Source organism: Polaribacter litoreus (assembly GCF_054584775.1).
On record NZ_JBTLRD010000006.1, the window covers coordinates 138,942 to 155,561 of the forward strand.

Consider the following 16,620-nt stretch of genomic DNA (forward strand, 5'->3'; position numbering starts at 1 on the left):
TTAAAATTATAATTATAGAACAAATATCAGAAAAGATAAAAGAAGAAACGTAAATATAGCGCACAAAAAATGGCAAGCTATCTACATCACACTGCTACAACCTAATACCCTTGCTGTGTTCCCACCCTGGGGGATTCAAAGGGAGCTAGTTGTGTAGGACTTGCCACTGCAAATTTACAATCTATTTTTATTTAAACAATTAAAAAAACACTAAATTTTATGTAACATTTTTAAAGTATTGATTACTAATAAGATGTTTTTGGGTAGTAAAATTAGAATACCAAATGAAAAACATATATTTGTATCACTAACTAAATAAAAAAAAAATGGAAAATCAAGCGGACAGTAAAGGCATTATTTTAAATAATGGTTTATATTTTGGTTTGTTATTAGTTGTAGCAAGTCTTGTGCCTTATGCATTAGGCATGCACCTAGAACCAACAGCAGGTTATATTAATTTTGGAGTAATTCTGTTAGGAATTATTTTATTCCCAATTCTTGGAATGAGTAAATTTAAAAATACCAGTGACGGCTTTATGACTTGGGGACAAGGGGTAAAAATAGGCGTTGGTATTATACTCGTAGGTACCATTATAAGTACTTTATACCAAGTGGTTTTTACAACGGTTATAGAACCAGAATTTTATGCACAAGTAGAAGAAGTTACTAGAAAAGCACTTGTTGATGCAGGCTTAACAGAAGAACAAATAGATACGCAAATAGAAATGCAAGGTAAGTTTCAAGGTACTGCCATTGGTTATGGTATTGGTATTTTGTTTATGGCGTTTATTGGCTTTATATCTTCTGCAATAATTGCAGCTGTTAAGAAAAAATCTGAAGAAGACGCTTACTAAAACCTAAAGTTTAACGTTCTATATTGTATAAAATGGTAACTTTGATTTTTTAGAATATCAAAATCTGAACCTAAATATGCAAATTTCGGTAGTAATACCACTTTTAAACGAAGAAGAATCTTTAATAGAATTACACGATTGGATTGTATCTGTGATGCAATCCAATCGTTATTTCTATGAAATTATTTTTATTGATGATGGTAGTACAGACAATTCATGGAAAATTATAGAAAATTTATCTTCAAAAAATAATGCCGTAAAAGGAGTTCGTTTTCAAAAAAACTATGGAAAAAGTCAAGCTTTAGATGCTGGTTTTGAAATAGCAAAAGGTAGTGTTGTAATTACTATGGATGCTGATTTACAAGATAATCCTGAAGAAATACCAGAATTATATCAATTAATTACAGCTAAAAAATTAGACCTAATTTCTGGCTGGAAAAAGAAACGTTACGATAATGTAATCACCAAAAATATTCCTTCAAAGTTATTCAATGCAGCCGCTAGAAAAACGTCTGGGTTAAAATTACACGACTTTAACTGTGGGTTAAAAGCCTATAAAAATGAAGTAATTAAAACCGTAAAAGTTAGTGGTGAAATGCATAGATACATTCCTGTTTTGGCAAAAAATGCTGGTTTTCATAAAATTGAAGAAAAAGTAGTACAACATCAAGCTAGAAAATATGGCGAAACCAAATTTGGTATAGATCGTTTTATCAATGGTTTTTTAGACCTAATTACCATTTCTTTTCTATCAAAATTTGGCAAAAGACCCATGCATTTTTTCGGGCTTTGGGGTACATTTATGTTTTTATTTGGTACTACATCTGCCTTTTACATTGGTGCCTACAAACTTTATAAACTTTATAATGGCATAAAAACCATATTAGTTACAGATAATCCTTGGTTTTATATTGCATTAACATCTATGATTCTTGGAACGCTTTTATTCTTAGCTGGTTTTTTAGGAGAACTCATTATTAAAACAAAAAGTGATGAAAAACACTATACAATCAAAGAAAAACTGAATTTGTAAATGTATATTTGTAATTTAAAAAAAGTATTTAATCAACTCAATAAAATTAACTTTATCAAACTATGAATGAAATTTTAGAAAAAGCAAAACAATGGTTAACTCCTAGTTTTGATACCGAAACTCAAACTGAAATTCAAGAATTAATCAAAAATAATCCTGATGATTTAGCTGACCGATTTTATAAAGATATGGAATTTGGTACTGGTGGAATGCGAGGCACAATGGGTGCTGGAACCAACAGAATCAACAAATATACTTTAGGAAGAGCCACACAAGGATTATCCAATTATTTGATTGAAAATGTTGATAAAGAACAATTAAGTGTTGTTATTGCTTACGATTGTAGACATAATAGTAAAAAGTTCGCAAAGGTTGTGGCCGATGTTTTATCAGCAAATAATATTAAAGTTTTTCTTTTCGAAGATTTAAGACCAACTCCAGAATTGTCTTTTGCAGTTCGTCATTTAGGTTGCGATGCTGGTATTGTATTAACAGCTTCACACAATCCGCCAGAATATAATGGCTACAAAGTATATTGGGCAGATGGTGGTCAAATTGTTCCGCCAAATGATAGCGGAATTATTAACAAAGTAAATGCTTTAGATTTTTCTGAAATCAATTTTGATGCTAATGAAGAATTGATTGAAATGATTGGTGCTGATGTAGACAAAGTTTTTATTGATAACTCAGTAAAAAATGGTTCACTATCACCAAATATTGATAGAAAAAATTTAAAAATTGTTTTTACTTCTTTACACGGAACTTCAATAATGTCTGTACCAGATGCTTTAGCTGAGGCTGGTTATAGTGATGTACATATTGTTGAAGAACAAAGAAAACCAGATGGAGATTTTCCAACTGTAAAATCGCCAAACCCAGAAGAACCAGAAGCTTTAGAAATGGCAACAAATTTAGCCAATGAAACAGGTGCTGATATTGTTATTGGTACAGATCCTGATTGTGATAGATTAGGTGTTGCTGTTAGAGATTTAGAAGGGATTATGAAGTTAATGAATGGGAACCAAACTATGGTTGTGATGACCGACTTTTTATTACGTAAATGGAAAGAAGAAGGCAAATTAAATGGCAAACAATTTGTAGGTTCTACCATAGTTTCTACGGAATTAGTAAACGATGTTGCTGCTAATTATGGTGTAGACACTAAAGTGGGTTTAACTGGTTTTAAATGGATTGCTAAAATGGTAAAAGATTTCCCTGAGTTAGATTTTATTGGTGGTGGTGAAGAAAGTTTTGGGTATATGGTAGGCGATTTTGTACGTGATAAAGATGCTGTAACAGCCACTCTTTTAGCTTGCGAAGTTGCTGCATATGCAAAACAAAATGGAAGTTCTTTTTATCAAGAATTATTAAATATTTATGTAGAGAATAAATATTACAAAGAGCATTTAATTTCTATCGTTAAAAAAGGAATGGATGGCGCTGCTGAAATTCAACAAATTTTAAGTGATATGCGTAACAATCCATTAACCGAAATTGATGGAGAAAAAATAGAATCGCTTTCTGATTATGATGCATCAACAAAAAAGAATTTAATTACTGGAGAAGTTACTGAAATAGATTTACCAAAATCTAATGTATTAATTTATCAAACAGCTTCTGGTACAAGAATTGCTGCAAGACCAAGTGGAACTGAACCTAAAATTAAATTCTATTTTAGTGTTAATAGCGAATTAGATGCCATTGAAAATGCTGATAACGTTGAGGCTGAATTAGACGCAAAAATTCAACGAATTATAAAAGAGATGAAATTAAATTAATGAGTCACTTTAAGGACATTCTTAAATATGAAAGAGAATATAGAAAGTTTACGCTTTTAAATATTCTCTTTAATATTTTTTACGCCATTTTTAACGTTTTATCTGTCTTAGCTTTTATACCTGTATTAAATATTTTGTTTGGTGTAAAAAAAGCGGTTATTAAAAAGCCTATTTATGAAGGCATTACCAATTTAGGATCGTATTTAGAAGGCAGTTTTAATTATTTTATATCAAACAAAATAGAAGAAGATGGTCAGATAAATGTATTACTATTTATCTGTTTGTTATCGCTTTCTTTATTCTTTTTCAAAAACTTATTTCGGTATTTGGCATCTTATGTCATTACTTTTTTAAGAACAGGAATTGTTAAAGATTTAAGAGATAATTTATATCGTAAAATTGTAGAATTGCCAATCGCATACTTTACAGAAAAAAGAAAAGGAGACATTATTGCAAGGATGACTGCTGATGTGCAAGAAGTAGAAAACTCAATTTTAACATCAATAGAAACCTTAGTTAGAGAGCCTTTAACAGTGGTAATTTCTATTGGAATAATGCTTTTTATAAGTGTAGAATTAACATTATTTGTTTTTGTTCTTTTGCCTGTTTCTGGTTTTATTATTTCATCTATCAGTAAAAAATTAAAATCACAATCAATCAAGGCACAAAAAGAAACCGGTACATTTTTATCTTTTATAGAAGAAACTTTGGGTGGTTTAAGGGTGATAAAAGGTTTTAATTCAGAAAGAATTATTGAAAGAAAATTCAACGAATCTACAACTACATTTAGAAGGTTAATGACTAGTGTTTTTCATAGGCAAACTTTAGCATCGCCTATGAGTGAATTTTTAGGATCTGCAACCATAATTGCCATTCTTTGGTATGGAGGTACTGAGGTTTTAGAAAATACAAGCTCTTTACAAGCGGGTAAATTTATGGGGTATATTGTGTTATTTTATACTGTTCTAAATCCTATAAAACTAATAACCACAACATTTTACAACATAAAAAAGGGAGAAGCTTCTGCAGAAAGGATTATGCAAGTTTTAAATACTGAAAACAGCATAAAAGACAAACCTGAGGCTATTGTAAAACAAGATTTTATAAGCGAAATTGAGTTTAAAAATATTTCTTTTAAATACAAAAAAGAATATGTTTTAAAAGATTTTTCTTTAACAATTAAAAAAGGACAAACAGTTGCTTTGGTTGGCCAATCTGGAAGTGGAAAATCTACACTTGCCAATTTAATTACCCGTTTTTACGATGTTAATAAAGGTGATATTTTAGTAGATGGCATCAGCATAAAAGATGTTACTAAAAAATCTTTAAGAGGTTTAATGGGTATTGTTACACAAGAATCTATTTTGTTTAACGATTCTGTTGAAAATAATATTAAATTAGGTTCAGAAAATGCATCAGAAACCGAAGTTATAGAGGCTGCAGAAATTGCAAATGCTATGGAATTTATTAAGGATTTACCAGAAAAACTTAAAACTAATATTGGTGATAGTGGAAACTCTCTTTCTGGAGGTCAAAAACAACGTTTATCGATTGCGAGAGCTGTTTTAAAAAATCCACCAATTATGATTTTAGATGAGGCTACTTCTGCCTTAGACACAGAATCTGAACAATTGGTACAAGTGGCTTTAGAAAAAATGATGCAAAACAGAACTTCTTTGGTTATTGCCCACAGATTATCTACCATCCAAAAAGCAGATATAATTGTAGTAATGAAAAAAGGAAAAATTGTAGAGCAAGGAAAACACGACGATTTATTAACTAAAAAAGGTGAATACTTTAAGTTAGTTTCTATGCAAAGTTTGAGTTAAAAAATTAATCAATATCTTGATGAATTTTAAAACCAAAACGTTTAAACATCATTTTTTTTCCGATTTCAGGAATGTATTTGTAAACTAGCGTCGATAAAATTGCTTGATCCTGTCTGTGATTATTTCTATTGCTTCCATTAGGAGCAATACAGTCTTTATTTAATGCACACTCCTTCCATTGATTAATAACATTTCTTACTTTTTTATTATTATAATCTGCACATACACAAGCCCCATTTAAATTTCTTTGATTCAATATTTTTTTATTTTTAGAAACTTTAAGAAATTCTAAAGATTTATAATGAGTCCAATCAGAAATTAAACCTTTTGAAAAAGGCGAGTAAAAGCCATAAAGTTCAATTATTTTTCTTAAATTATTTAGTGGTTTAGTAATAATATTACCTGCATCCAACCAACAAACAGAACACTTAAACTCATTCAATACTTGTGCTATAATAATAGGTTTCCATGCATACTCACCCGCATTAATTTTTATATTAAAATACTTTGGATATTTGGAATAATCAAAGGTTCTTAAGTCAAGTGTTTTAAAACTTTGTAATAAAACTTTTCTTTCTGAAACCTTTAGGCCTAAATCATATACAATTACCTTCGTTTTTTTTTCATGAATAAAAACACTTTCTAAAAACTGATAAAGGCTTTTATAATGCGAACTGTCAGAAGCAGAAATAATAACAAGTTTCTGTTTTTTAGGTTTAAAAATTAATTTTAGCTCCAAGACTAAAGTCTTAATGTAAATTATTATTTTACTCAATTTTTTATTATTTGAATTTTATAATAACAAAAATAGCATCTATTAATTAATAGATGCTATTTTAAATTATTATTAATTATTAATTTAAAAAATTTACTTGATAAGAGCTAATCTGATCATTCCATGATTTCTCCCACCATGCTCTGTTCCAGACATCCAATACCATGATAAATTACTAACAATATAAGGCATATCATTTACATGTATAAGAAATTCTCTATCAGTAGTGCTACCAATATCATCTTTATAAATAAATAACGATACTCCATTGAAATTTGCACCTACCATTTTATTTACTACGAAGGAAGAAATTTTATCATTCATATTATTAGTATTTAAATAACTAAAATACCTTCTACGAGAATTTAGTGATGTATGGTATATTGTCCAATCGTCTAATAATCCTACATTGTTTATATGTTCATACATTTTTACATTTAATAAAGGAAAAGATGAAGAACCTCCACCAATCGGCCCACCATCAATGGGACCATCCTCTATAAAAGCTTCTGCTTTACTATGAAAGATATCATTATTTACTTTATAGCCAATTGAGGATTTGAATTTATCTTTATCATTATCATTTTTAAATATACGAATTGCATTGTCATTAGATAAGATTAAACTTGAATAATTTGGATTGGCTTCAAGAAAACTGTTAATTATTACTTTACTTTCTTCACCGATTGAAACAATTCCATTTGCATCTGTATAAGTATCTATTTCAATTTTTTTTCCATCTAAATATAAGACTTCGGTCTTAAGAAAAGCAGATTCACTTTCTTGTATTTCTTCAGATTGGCATGATATTAATGTTGTTAAAAATAGGCATAGGGTTATTCTTAAAAAAAACTTCATTTTTTTTATTTTAAATGTTAATAAATCACTTGAAAAAAATAGCTATTTTTGAATAGCTAACATAAATAAAAATTAATTAATATTTAATTTTTTTAACTTTATATCATAAAACTGTAGTCTAAATTTAGTTTTAAATAATAAATTTCTTAAAAAAGCATCTTTTACTTACCCAATTACTTTAATAGGCTTTAAATTGAAAGCCTATATAATTTGAACAAAAGCAATATAATTCTCTAATGAACTTACTGTATCTAATATACTTCTTTATTTTGATTGTTACTAACTAGAATTTATAATCAAAGTTTTAAAGTTTTACAGGATTAATTGCACCAAAATTTCAGATTCATATAGTTAGCAAATCAATTTGATTAAACATTTACATAAAATACCAAACTTGACAAGGCTTTACCTTGGGTAAATTTCTTTCTACTCGAAGTTTTTCCTATTGATATATTATGCCCAGTAGTCATATCGAATTTTGTACTGGACAAATTACATCTTGGAGTTCTAGTCTTTTTTATTACTTGGTTACTAATGATTTACAAAACTTTTTTTATTACAAAAAGTAATATTTCTAAGGTTTAAAATCAAAGACCAAATTACCATCTTTTTTAATTATTTGAACTCCATAATTAAATCATCAGAATTTACAATTGTACCTTCTTTTAAAATTATATTTTGAACAGTTCCATCAATATTAGCGGTGATGGTTGTTTCCATTTTCATAGCTTCAATAATAAATAAGGGCTGGTTTTTTTTGATTTTATCCCCTTTTCTTACCATAATTGTTGATAATAATCCTTGTAACGGAGCACCTATTTGTTTATCATCTGCCTTATTCGCCTTCACATTTTCAATAATATTCACTTTTATAGATTCGTCTTTTATTCTAACAGTTCTACCTTGTCCGTTTACCTTAAAGTAAATGGTAACCAAACCTTCTGAATCTGGTTTTCCTATTGAATCTAAGGTAACCAGTAAGGTTTTACCTTTATCTATTTCAACGGTAATTTCTTCTCCTATTTGCATACCATAAAAAAAGTTTTTGGTAGGCAGATTGGTTAAGTTGTCATATTTTAAATGCTTGTTGTAAGCCTCTGTAAACACTTTAGGATATAATTTATACGACAAGAAATCTGTGAAATCTATTTTTCTACTCAAATCATTTTCAAAGATTTTTTTAAATTCTGCATATTCAGTTTCAAAATCTATTGGAGACAAATGTGCGTTGGGTCTTTCTGTATACGGTTTTTGATCTTTTAAAATTATTTGCTGTAATTTCTCTGGAAAACCACCTACGGGTTGCCCTAAATCTCCTTTAAAAAGACTTACCACTGATTGTGGAAACGAAATGGTTTCTCCTCTTTCCAATACATCGTTTACGGTTAAATTATTACTCACTAAATACTGTGCCATATCTCCCACTACCTTAGAACTTGGCGTTACTTTTGTAATATTACCAAACAATGTATTCACTTCTCCATACATTTTTGTGATTTCATGAAAACGACTTTCTAAACCAAGTGCCTGTGCTTGAGGCTTTAAATTTGAGTATTGACCTCCAGGAATTTCATGTTTAAACACCTCTCCAGAGCCTGATTTTAAACCAGATTCAAAAGGATAATAATATTCTCTTACAGTTTCCCAATAATTAGAATATTCGTTTAGCGAAGTAATATCCATCGAATTTTCTCTTTCATGGTATTTTAACATTTCTACAATTGAATTAAAATTCGGTTGTGATGTTAATCCTGACAAACCACTCAAAGCAACATCAACAACATCTACCCCTGCTTCAATTGCTTTTAAATACGTTGCAGATTGTATAGACGAAGTATCATGTGTGTGTAAATGAATAGGAATATTTAATTCGGATTTTAATGCAGTTACCAATTCTGAGGCTGCATAAGGTTTTAGTAAACCTGCCATATCTTTAATGGCTAAAATGTGCGCACCAGCATTTTCTATTTCTTTTGCTAATTGTAGGTAATATTTTAAGTTGTATTTGGTATTGTTTACATCTAAAATATCACCTGTATAACAAATTGCACCTTCTGCTAAACCTTTGGTTTTTGTTCTTACATGCGCTATACATGGTGCAATTGATTGCATCCAGTTTAAGGAATCAAAAATTCTAAATAAATCTACTCCATTTTCCCAAGATTGTTCTACAAATTTGCCAATTAAATTATCTGGATACGCTGTATACCCTACTCCATTTGAACCTCTAATTAACATCTGTAATAATACATTTGGCATTTTTGCTCTGAGTAAACGTAACCTTTCCCAAGGATTTTCTTGTAAAAAACGTAAACAAACATCAAAAGTTGCACCTCCCCAAACTTCCATACTAAAAATATTAGGATGATTTTTTGCATAGCCTTCTGCCACTTTTAACATATCAAAGGTTCGCATTCTGGTAGCCAATAGACTTTGATGTGCATCTCGCATTGTGGTATCTGTAAAATGAATTTTCTTTTCATTTTTCAACCATTCTGAGAAACCTTCTGCGCCTAATTCTGTTAATAAATCTTTAGTACCTTTTGGGTAATTGGCATGAATATCAAAAGCAGGAACTTTTGGTTTTATAAATGTTTTAGAAACATCAATTTTCTTTACATCTTTATTTCCATTAATAGTAATATCACCCAAATAGGTAATTATTTTATTGGCTCTATTTCTGGGTGCTTTAAAGTTGAATAAACTAGGTGTCGATTTTATAAAATTTACCGTAATTTCACCCTTTCTAAAAGATTCGTGTTGCAGAATGTTATCTAAAAAAGGCATATTTGTTTTTACACCTCTAATTCTAAACTCGCTTAGAGCTCTTCTAATTTTTCGCGCAGCACCATCTAAAGTTCTGCCATGTGCAGTAACTTTAACCAGCATTGAATCGAAAAAAGGAGATATTTTTACCCCTTGATAAATACTACCTGCATCTAAACGAATTCCGAAGCCAGAGGCACTTCTGTACGTTGTTATTGCACCAAAATCTGGTTTAAAATCGTTTTGTGGATCTTCTGTAGTAATTCTACATTGTAATGCATAGCCATTAATTGAAATAGCTTCTTGGCTGTTAATTTTTATTTGTTGGTCTGTTAATTTGTAACCACCTGCAATAAATAATTGTGTTTTTACCAAATCTATATTAGTAACAACTTCTGTTACAGTATGTTCTACTTGTATTCTTGGATTTACTTCTATAAAATAAATAGCACCATCACTATCAACCAAAAACTCTACAGTACCTATATTGTTATAATTTACAGCTTTACAAATTTTAATAGCATAATTATACAGTGCATCTTTAGTTTCTTGTGGTAATCCATAAGAAGGTGCAAATTCAATTACTTTTTGATAACGTCTTTGCACAGAGCAATCTCTTTCAAACAAATGCACAGTATTTCCATAATTATCGGCAACAATTTGAATTTCGATGTGTTTTGGATTTTCGACAAATTTTTCTAAAAAAACAGTATCATCACCAAAAGCATTTAAGGCTTCTCTTTTACTTTCTCCATACGCTTTTTTAAGCTCACTTTCTTCACGAATTACGCGCATTCCTCGACCTCCACCACCAGAAGCCGCTTTTAGCATAACAGGATAACCAATTTCTTGCGCTTCTTCTAAAGCAATTTCTAAACTATTTAAATCGTTTTTATTGCTTTGAATAATAGGTATATTATTGTGTATTGCTACCGTTTTTGCTGTGATTTTATCTCCTAATGCTTTTAAAACAGACACTTTGGGTCCTATAAAAATGATATTATTTTCTTCACATTTTTGTGCAAAATTGGCATTTTCTGACAGAAAACCATATCCTGGATGAATGGCATCTACATTATTTTCTTTGGCTATTTTTATAATAGCATCTATATCTAAATAAGGTTTTAATGGCTGACTGTCTTCGCCAATTTGATAGGATTCATCAGATTTATACCTATGTAAAGAATACCGATCTTCGTAAGTATAAATACCTACCGTTTTTACATTTATTTCTGTACAAGCTCTAAAGATTCTTATGGCAATTTCGCCTCTATTGGCAACTAAAACTTTTTTGATTTTCATTTTTTTTGATTGATTGATGTGATGCTTTAAAGATACAATACATCAATCTAAAAATGAAAATAAATGAACAATTTTAATAAATTACCGATAATTTATTACAAAAAATAAGCGGTTGGGTAAATTTACCTTAAAGAAATTAAATTAAGTTGAATAAAATTCAATAAAATTAAGCATCAGGCTTGTTTCAACCCTAAAGATTTCCCTTTTTCAAGCATAAAGTCATAAGAAGCTTGGTGTTCGTTAGGTATTTTACCATCTAAAATTGCTTCTTTAATGGCTTCTTTAATTTGACCAATTTCTCTACAAGGTTTTAAATTAAAAGCTTCCATAATTTCTTCGCCAGTAACAGGTGGCTGAAAATTACGAACACGATCTCGTTCTTCTACTTCTTTTATTTTTTTTCTAACTAAATCGAAATTTTGATGATAACGTTTAAATTTTCTTGGATTTTTAGTGGTAATATCTGCCTCGCACAATGTCATTAATGCATTAATATCATCACCAGCATCAAAAACCAAACGTCTTACAGCAGAATCATTTACATCCGAAGCTAACACAATAGGTCTAGAACTTAATAACACCATTTTTTGCACAAATTTCATCTTGTTATTCAATGGCATTTTTAATCTTTTAAAGATTTTATACACCATTTTAGAACCCACAAATTCGTGCGAATGGAAAGTCCACCCTACTTTTTTAGAAAATCTTTTTGTAGGTGCTTTTCCAATATCGTGCAATAATGCAGCCCATCTTAACCAAACATCGTCTGTATGTTTTGCAATATTATCTACAACTTCGAAAGTATGGTAAAAATTATCTTTATGCTTCTGCCCTTCTACTTCTTCTACTCCTTTTAAAGCTATCAATTCTGGTAAAATTTGCGGCAATAATTTTGTTTTTTCTAACAATAAAAATCCGATAGAAGGTTTTGGCGATGATAAGATTTTGTTCAATTCATCTACAATTCTTTCTCTTGTAATAATTTTAAGTCTATCCGAATTTTTCCCAATAGCAGAAAGCGATGCTTCTTCTATTTTAAAATTTAATTGTGTTGCAAAACGGATGGCACGCATCATACGTAAAGGATCATCAGAATAGGTAATATCAGGATCTAAAGGTGTTTTAATTACCTTATTTTGTAAATCTTCTATTCCGTTAAAAGGATCTAAAAGTTCGCCAAAATTATCTTCATTTAAACTTAAAGCTAATGCATTTATGGTAAAATCTCTTCTATTTTGATCGTCTTTTAAAGTCCCTGCTGTAACTTCAGGATTTCTACTTTCTTCTGTGTACGATTCTTTTCTTGCACCAACAAACTCAATTTCTACATCTTTAAAACGCAACATTGCTGTGCCATAGGTTTTAAAAACCTGAACTTTGGGTTTATTGGGTAATAATTTAGACACTTGTAATGCCAAATCGATTCCACTACCTACAGCAACTACATCTATATCTTTTGCTGTACCTCTTTTCAGAAAAAAATCGCGCACAAAACCGCCAATCACGTAAGAATCTACATTGATTTCTTTTGATGCTTTAGAAATTACGCTAAATATTTCTGATGAAATTGCTTCTTTGAAGAATTGCTTTGACATAAATTTTTACTCTCTAAAAAACCTAAATACTAACATTAAAAATATAATTAAAAGTTTTGTTTTGTTGCAAATCTACTATATAATCAACGCCTTTCAAAATTGGTTTTATATAATACATTATTTAAACGAATATTTCAAATCTAAACCATTGAAACTTTAAAATAATCTGTCAATTTTTCCCATTGAACTCTGTTTTTATCTAAATCTACATTTTCCTTTTTTAAAGAAATACGTTGAGTACCAATAATTGGTATTGGTCCTTTTACTTTATTACTAGATTGATGAGATGTTGTATTATTTAACAAAGACATCATTTTAAACCACAAATCGTCAGCCTTTGGAGCTAATTCTAAAAATAATTTCGAATTATTAAACCTTTTGTCTAATGAATTTTTAGGATACAAAACACCGGCAGAACCTATTGGTAGGATATGATTATCATCTATAGAAACAAAATTAGTATATGTCCATTCTTTATAGGGCATCAGTTCGCCATTTTCGGAATACTTAATATATCTTGTCACGTTTGCTATTATTTTTTTGGGATGTTTTAAATGTTCTTCATAAATTTTTTTTAACATTTTACTATTATAAATAACATCATCATCACAGGTTACAATTGTTTTATTTGGGTATCTATTCATTGAATAAATCAACTTTCTATGTGAACATGTTAAATCTTCATATCTAATACAAAAAAAATCTCCTTCCAAATTTTTAAGTGATTTAGGTATTGAATCTTTCAAGGACTCATTTAACCATAAAATTATTTTTTCTGGTTTTGACTCTTGTAATAAAATACTTTTTACAGTAATGTGTAATGTTTTTAATCTTGAAGGGATAGATGTTAATGAAACAATAACTGGTATAATATTATTATAATCTTTTTCTATTGTTTTTTTTGAAATCACAAAAAGTCTTAATGTATGATAGATTGAAAATGGAAGTTCTTTTAATTTCATAAAATTTATTCAAATAACTCAGTAATCTGCTAAATTAAAACAAAATGATTTATTTTTACCAAATACAAAATTAATATTATTTCAATTGAATTTAAAAGCTATTTAATGAGCTTGTGTAAAAATAACATTACCGCTAACAGCAGTTTTTCTTGGTGGGGTGCTTGGCTGAATAAAAACAAAGAAAAAATAGTAATCTCACCAAAGCAATGGTATGTTTCAAAAAAAACAAATATTATTTGCGATGATTGGATAAAACTTTAAAATTACGACAATGAACATAGGTGTTGTTATAACTACATACAACCATCCAGCTTGGTTAGAAAAAATATTTTGGGGATATTTAGCTCAAAAAGATTCTGATTTTACTTTGATTATAGCTGATGATGGCTCTAAAGTGGAGACAAAGAATTTGATTGAAAAATACGCTACTCAATTAAAAATTGAACATGTTTGGCACGAAGATTTAGGATTTAGAAAAACCAAAATTCTTAACGATGCTATTAAACAAACTAAATGTGATTATTTAATTTTTACTGATCATGATTGCTTACCTCGTGAAGATTTTATTGAAACCCATAGAAAATACGCTAAGAAAAATGTTTTTTTATCAGCGGGTTATTATAAACTAACTATGCCTGTTAGTTTAAAAATTAAGCAAGAAGATATCAACAATCAAAATGCGTTTAATTACGAATGGCTTGTAAAACATGGACAAACAAAATCATTCAAATCAATTAAACTTAGAGCAAAAGGTTTTTGGGCCAAATTTATGGACACGATTACACCTACAAAAGCCACTTGGAATGGAGCGAATAGCTCAACCTTTAAACAACATATTGTAGATGTTAATGGGTTTAACGAAGATATGGCTTATGGTGGTTTAGATCGTGAAATGGGTGAAAGAATGATGAACAACGGAATAACTGGAAAACAAATTCGTCATCAAGCAATTTGTGTACACTTAGATCATAAACGAGGTTATGATGGTAAAGAAACTTGGGAAAAAAATAGAAAAATTCGCCAAAGAGTTAAAAGAGAAAATATCAAGTGGGCTGAAAACGGAATTATCAAAAAATAAAAAAGTCTTAATTTTTTAATCCCTGCAAACAACAATACAATTTAGTATACGCCATAAGTGTTTTAAAACAAAAACAAACTTTACATTAATAGAAATGATAAAAATTTTAGTAAGAGCTACTAAAAGTTAATTTTCTTTAATCCCTTGGTTTAGCAACCACAATTTTACATATCTCGTTCTTACAGAATAGGCAAGTGTTTTTGCCAAAATAATACCTGCAAAACCGTCTAAAAAACCAAGTCTAATAAAATAGTGAATAAAAAACCTAGCTGGTGGTTTTACAAGAATATGATATAAACCAGCTCTTTTACCTTGTTTGTGTAAATCAATCGATTTTAAAAAAGCATAATGATTAATTTTATCGATAAAATGATTATAGTTTCTATAGCCAAAATGGTCTATTTTATTATTAAAAAAACCTAATTCTCCATTCGCTTTTATCGTTTCATGAACAATACCACGATACCTGCAATGCGCTTTTAAAAACAAACGCACTACTTTATCTCTTTGCCAACCAGAATACTTAATTTTTTTTCCAGCAAAATAAAAGCTTCTTCTAACATAAAAACCAACTTTACCTTTGGGTTTTTGCACCGCTTTTAAAATTTCTTTTTCTACTTCTGGAGTAACTCTTTCATCAGCATCTAAAATATAAATCCAAGGATGTTTTGCTTGGTCTATAGCAAAGTTTTTTTGAGAAGAAAAATCATCAAACTTTCGTTTGATGATTTTTACATTATGTTTTTCAGCTAAAACTACGGTTTTATCTGTACTATATGAATCTATTACAATAATTTCATCTGCAAAATTTACAGATTTTATAGCTGCTTCTATATGAATTTCTTCATTTAAAGTAGGAATAATAGCAGTAATCTTAGTCATAGAATTTTAATCTTTAAACAGCAACATCATACTCTCGTAGCGCATCATTTAAAGAGGTTTTTTTGTTGGTACTTTCTTTTCTTTTTCCAATTATTAATGCACATGGTACATTGTATTCTCCTGCAGCAAATTTTTTGGTGTAGCTACCAGGAATTACAACAGATCTTGCTGGTACAACTCCTTTTGTTTCCACAGGTTCATCACCAGTAACATCTATAATTTTAGTACTCATTGTTAGCACTACATTAGCCCCTAAAACCGCTTCTTTTTCTACTCTAACACCTTCTACAACAATACATCTAGAACCAATAAAAGCGCCATCTTCTATAATTACAGGTGCAGCTTGTAATGGTTCTAAAACACCACCAATACCAACACCACCAGATAAATGTACATTTTTACCAATTTGCGCACAAGACCCCACTGTAGCCCAAGTATCAACCATTGTACCTTCGTCTACATGCGCACCAATATTTACGTAACTAGGCATTAAAATTGTACCTGGAGAAATGTACGCTCCATGTCTTGCCACTGCATTTGGCACCACTCTAATGCCTCTTTCTGCAAAGTTTTTCTTTAAAGGTATTTTATCATGATATTCAAAAATACCAGCTTCTAAGGTTTCCATTTTTTGAATTGGGAAATACAAAACCACAGCTTTTTTTACCCATTCGTTTACTTGCCAACCACCTTCTACTGGTTCTGCAACCCTTAATTCTCCTTTATCTAATAAATCAACAACTTTTCTTATGGTATTAATCGTGTTATCTTCTTGTAACAATTCACGATTTTCCCAAGCAGATTCTATAATTTTTCTAATATTTTCCATCTTAATAAATTAATTTTTGCAAATATAATTTGATTGCTAAAAACCAAAGCGAATATACGTTTTTTAAACAGATTACCCA

At 29.6% G+C, this 16,620-nt stretch carries 13 protein-coding genes and 1 other RNA gene; 6 read left to right on the plus strand and 8 right to left on the minus strand.

What is annotated here, in order from left to right; translation table 11 throughout:
* Nucleotides 1-67: 67 nt before the first annotated feature.
* Nucleotides 68-166: signal recognition particle sRNA small type (gene ffs, locus ACW9UN_RS06925), an RNA gene on the minus strand.
* Nucleotides 167-326: 160 nt separating this feature from the next.
* Here ffs and ACW9UN_RS06930 point away from each other — a divergent pair.
* From ACW9UN_RS06930 to ACW9UN_RS06945, 4 genes are all read left to right on the plus strand, one after another.
* Complete coding sequence (locus tag ACW9UN_RS06930; protein ID WP_459485178.1) at nt 327-854, plus strand: DUF4199 domain-containing protein; 528 nt, start codon at nt 327-329, stop codon at nt 852-854.
* A 76-nt stretch (nt 855-930) separates the two neighbouring features.
* On the plus strand, nt 931-1,887 hold the full coding sequence (locus ACW9UN_RS06935; RefSeq protein ID WP_459485180.1) for a glycosyltransferase family 2 protein: 957 nt from the start codon (nt 931-933) through the stop codon (nt 1,885-1,887).
* 62 nt (nt 1,888-1,949) lie between these two features.
* Nucleotides 1,950-3,665, plus strand: a complete 1,716-nt coding sequence (locus tag ACW9UN_RS06940) for a phospho-sugar mutase (RefSeq protein WP_459485182.1) — start codon at nt 1,950-1,952, stop codon at nt 3,663-3,665.
* On the plus strand, nt 3,665-5,494 hold the full coding sequence (locus ACW9UN_RS06945) for an ABC transporter ATP-binding protein (RefSeq protein ID WP_459485184.1): 1,830 nt from the start codon (nt 3,665-3,667) through the stop codon (nt 5,492-5,494). The genes ACW9UN_RS06940 and ACW9UN_RS06945 overlap by 1 nt, the downstream gene beginning before the upstream one ends.
* Nucleotides 5,495-5,498: 4 nt before the next feature.
* On the opposite strand, the gene ACW9UN_RS06950 is transcribed toward ACW9UN_RS06945, so the two are convergent.
* The 5 genes from ACW9UN_RS06950 to ACW9UN_RS06970 all read right to left on the minus strand — a co-directional run bounded on the left by ACW9UN_RS06950 (nt 5,499) and on the right by ACW9UN_RS06970 (nt 13,752).
* Nucleotides 5,499-6,233: a DUF1647 domain-containing protein gene (locus tag ACW9UN_RS06950; protein WP_459485186.1), complete on the minus strand. Its 735-nt coding sequence runs from the start codon at nt 6,231-6,233 to the stop codon at nt 5,499-5,501.
* A 129-nt stretch (nt 6,234-6,362) separates the two neighbouring features.
* Nucleotides 6,363-7,127 carry a hypothetical protein gene (locus ACW9UN_RS06955; RefSeq protein ID WP_459485188.1) on the minus strand — a complete coding sequence of 255 codons (765 nt, stop codon included), beginning with the start codon at nt 7,125-7,127 and terminating at the stop codon, nt 6,363-6,365.
* Between the two features lie 615 nt (nt 7,128-7,742).
* On the minus strand, nt 7,743-11,195 hold the full coding sequence (locus ACW9UN_RS06960) for a pyruvate carboxylase (protein WP_459485189.1): 3,453 nt from the start codon (nt 11,193-11,195) through the stop codon (nt 7,743-7,745).
* Nucleotides 11,196-11,368: 173 nt separating this feature from the next.
* Nucleotides 11,369-12,790, minus strand: coding sequence for a CCA tRNA nucleotidyltransferase (locus ACW9UN_RS06965; RefSeq protein ID WP_459485191.1), 1,422 nt, complete (start codon nt 12,788-12,790; stop codon nt 11,369-11,371).
* Nucleotides 12,791-12,930: 140 nt separating this feature from the next.
* Nucleotides 12,931-13,752 carry a glycosyltransferase gene (locus ACW9UN_RS06970; RefSeq protein WP_459485193.1) on the minus strand — a complete coding sequence of 274 codons (822 nt, stop codon included), beginning with the start codon at nt 13,750-13,752 and terminating at the stop codon, nt 12,931-12,933.
* Nucleotides 13,753-13,857: 105 nt separating this feature from the next.
* Between ACW9UN_RS06970 and ACW9UN_RS06975 the strand changes: the two genes are divergently transcribed.
* Both ACW9UN_RS06975 and ACW9UN_RS06980 read left to right on the plus strand, forming a co-directional pair.
* A complete protein-coding gene (locus ACW9UN_RS06975) occupies nt 13,858-14,013 on the plus strand; it encodes an alpha-1,2-fucosyltransferase (RefSeq protein ID WP_459485195.1) in 156 nt (51 codons plus the stop codon).
* A 10-nt stretch (nt 14,014-14,023) separates the two neighbouring features.
* A complete protein-coding gene (locus tag ACW9UN_RS06980) occupies nt 14,024-14,830 on the plus strand; it encodes a glycosyltransferase (RefSeq protein ID WP_459485197.1) in 807 nt (268 codons plus the stop codon).
* A gap of 126 nt (nt 14,831-14,956) precedes the next feature.
* Here the strand turns inward: ACW9UN_RS06980 and ACW9UN_RS06985 are convergent, their stop codons facing one another.
* Together ACW9UN_RS06985 and ACW9UN_RS06990 are read right to left on the minus strand one after the other, a co-directional pair.
* Nucleotides 14,957-15,712 carry a glycosyltransferase family 2 protein gene (locus ACW9UN_RS06985; protein WP_459485200.1) on the minus strand — a complete coding sequence of 252 codons (756 nt, stop codon included), beginning with the start codon at nt 15,710-15,712 and terminating at the stop codon, nt 14,957-14,959.
* A gap of 13 nt (nt 15,713-15,725) precedes the next feature.
* Complete coding sequence (locus ACW9UN_RS06990; protein ID WP_459485202.1) at nt 15,726-16,541, minus strand: 2,3,4,5-tetrahydropyridine-2,6-dicarboxylate N-succinyltransferase; 816 nt, start codon at nt 16,539-16,541, stop codon at nt 15,726-15,728.
* Nucleotides 16,542-16,620: the final 79 nt, after the last annotated feature.

Excerpts from the sequence above, each read along its gene's own strand:
- ACW9UN_RS06975 (WP_459485195.1), top strand. The coding sequence starts at position 13,858 with ATGAGCTTGTGTAAAAATAACATTACCGCTAACAGCAGTTTTTCTTGG.
- ACW9UN_RS06955 (WP_459485188.1), bottom strand. The coding sequence starts at position 7,127 with ATGAAGTTTTTTTTAAGAATAACCCTATGCCTATTTTTAACAACATTA.
- ACW9UN_RS06935 (WP_459485180.1), top strand. The coding sequence starts at position 931 with ATGCAAATTTCGGTAGTAATACCACTTTTAAACGAAGAAGAATCTTTA.
- ACW9UN_RS06960 (WP_459485189.1), bottom strand. The coding sequence starts at position 11,195 with ATGAAAATCAAAAAAGTTTTAGTTGCCAATAGAGGCGAAATTGCCATA.
- ACW9UN_RS06985 (WP_459485200.1), bottom strand. The coding sequence starts at position 15,712 with ATGACTAAGATTACTGCTATTATTCCTACTTTAAATGAAGAAATTCAT.
- ACW9UN_RS06980 (WP_459485197.1), top strand. The coding sequence starts at position 14,024 with ATGAACATAGGTGTTGTTATAACTACATACAACCATCCAGCTTGGTTA.
- ACW9UN_RS06940 (WP_459485182.1), top strand. The coding sequence starts at position 1,950 with ATGAATGAAATTTTAGAAAAAGCAAAACAATGGTTAACTCCTAGTTTT.
- ACW9UN_RS06970 (WP_459485193.1), bottom strand. The coding sequence starts at position 13,752 with ATGAAATTAAAAGAACTTCCATTTTCAATCTATCATACATTAAGACTT.
- ACW9UN_RS06945 (WP_459485184.1), top strand. The coding sequence starts at position 3,665 with ATGAGTCACTTTAAGGACATTCTTAAATATGAAAGAGAATATAGAAAG.
- ACW9UN_RS06965 (WP_459485191.1), bottom strand. The coding sequence starts at position 12,790 with ATGTCAAAGCAATTCTTCAAAGAAGCAATTTCATCAGAAATATTTAGC.
- ACW9UN_RS06930 (WP_459485178.1), top strand. The coding sequence starts at position 327 with ATGGAAAATCAAGCGGACAGTAAAGGCATTATTTTAAATAATGGTTTA.
- ACW9UN_RS06990 (WP_459485202.1), bottom strand. The coding sequence starts at position 16,541 with ATGGAAAATATTAGAAAAATTATAGAATCTGCTTGGGAAAATCGTGAA.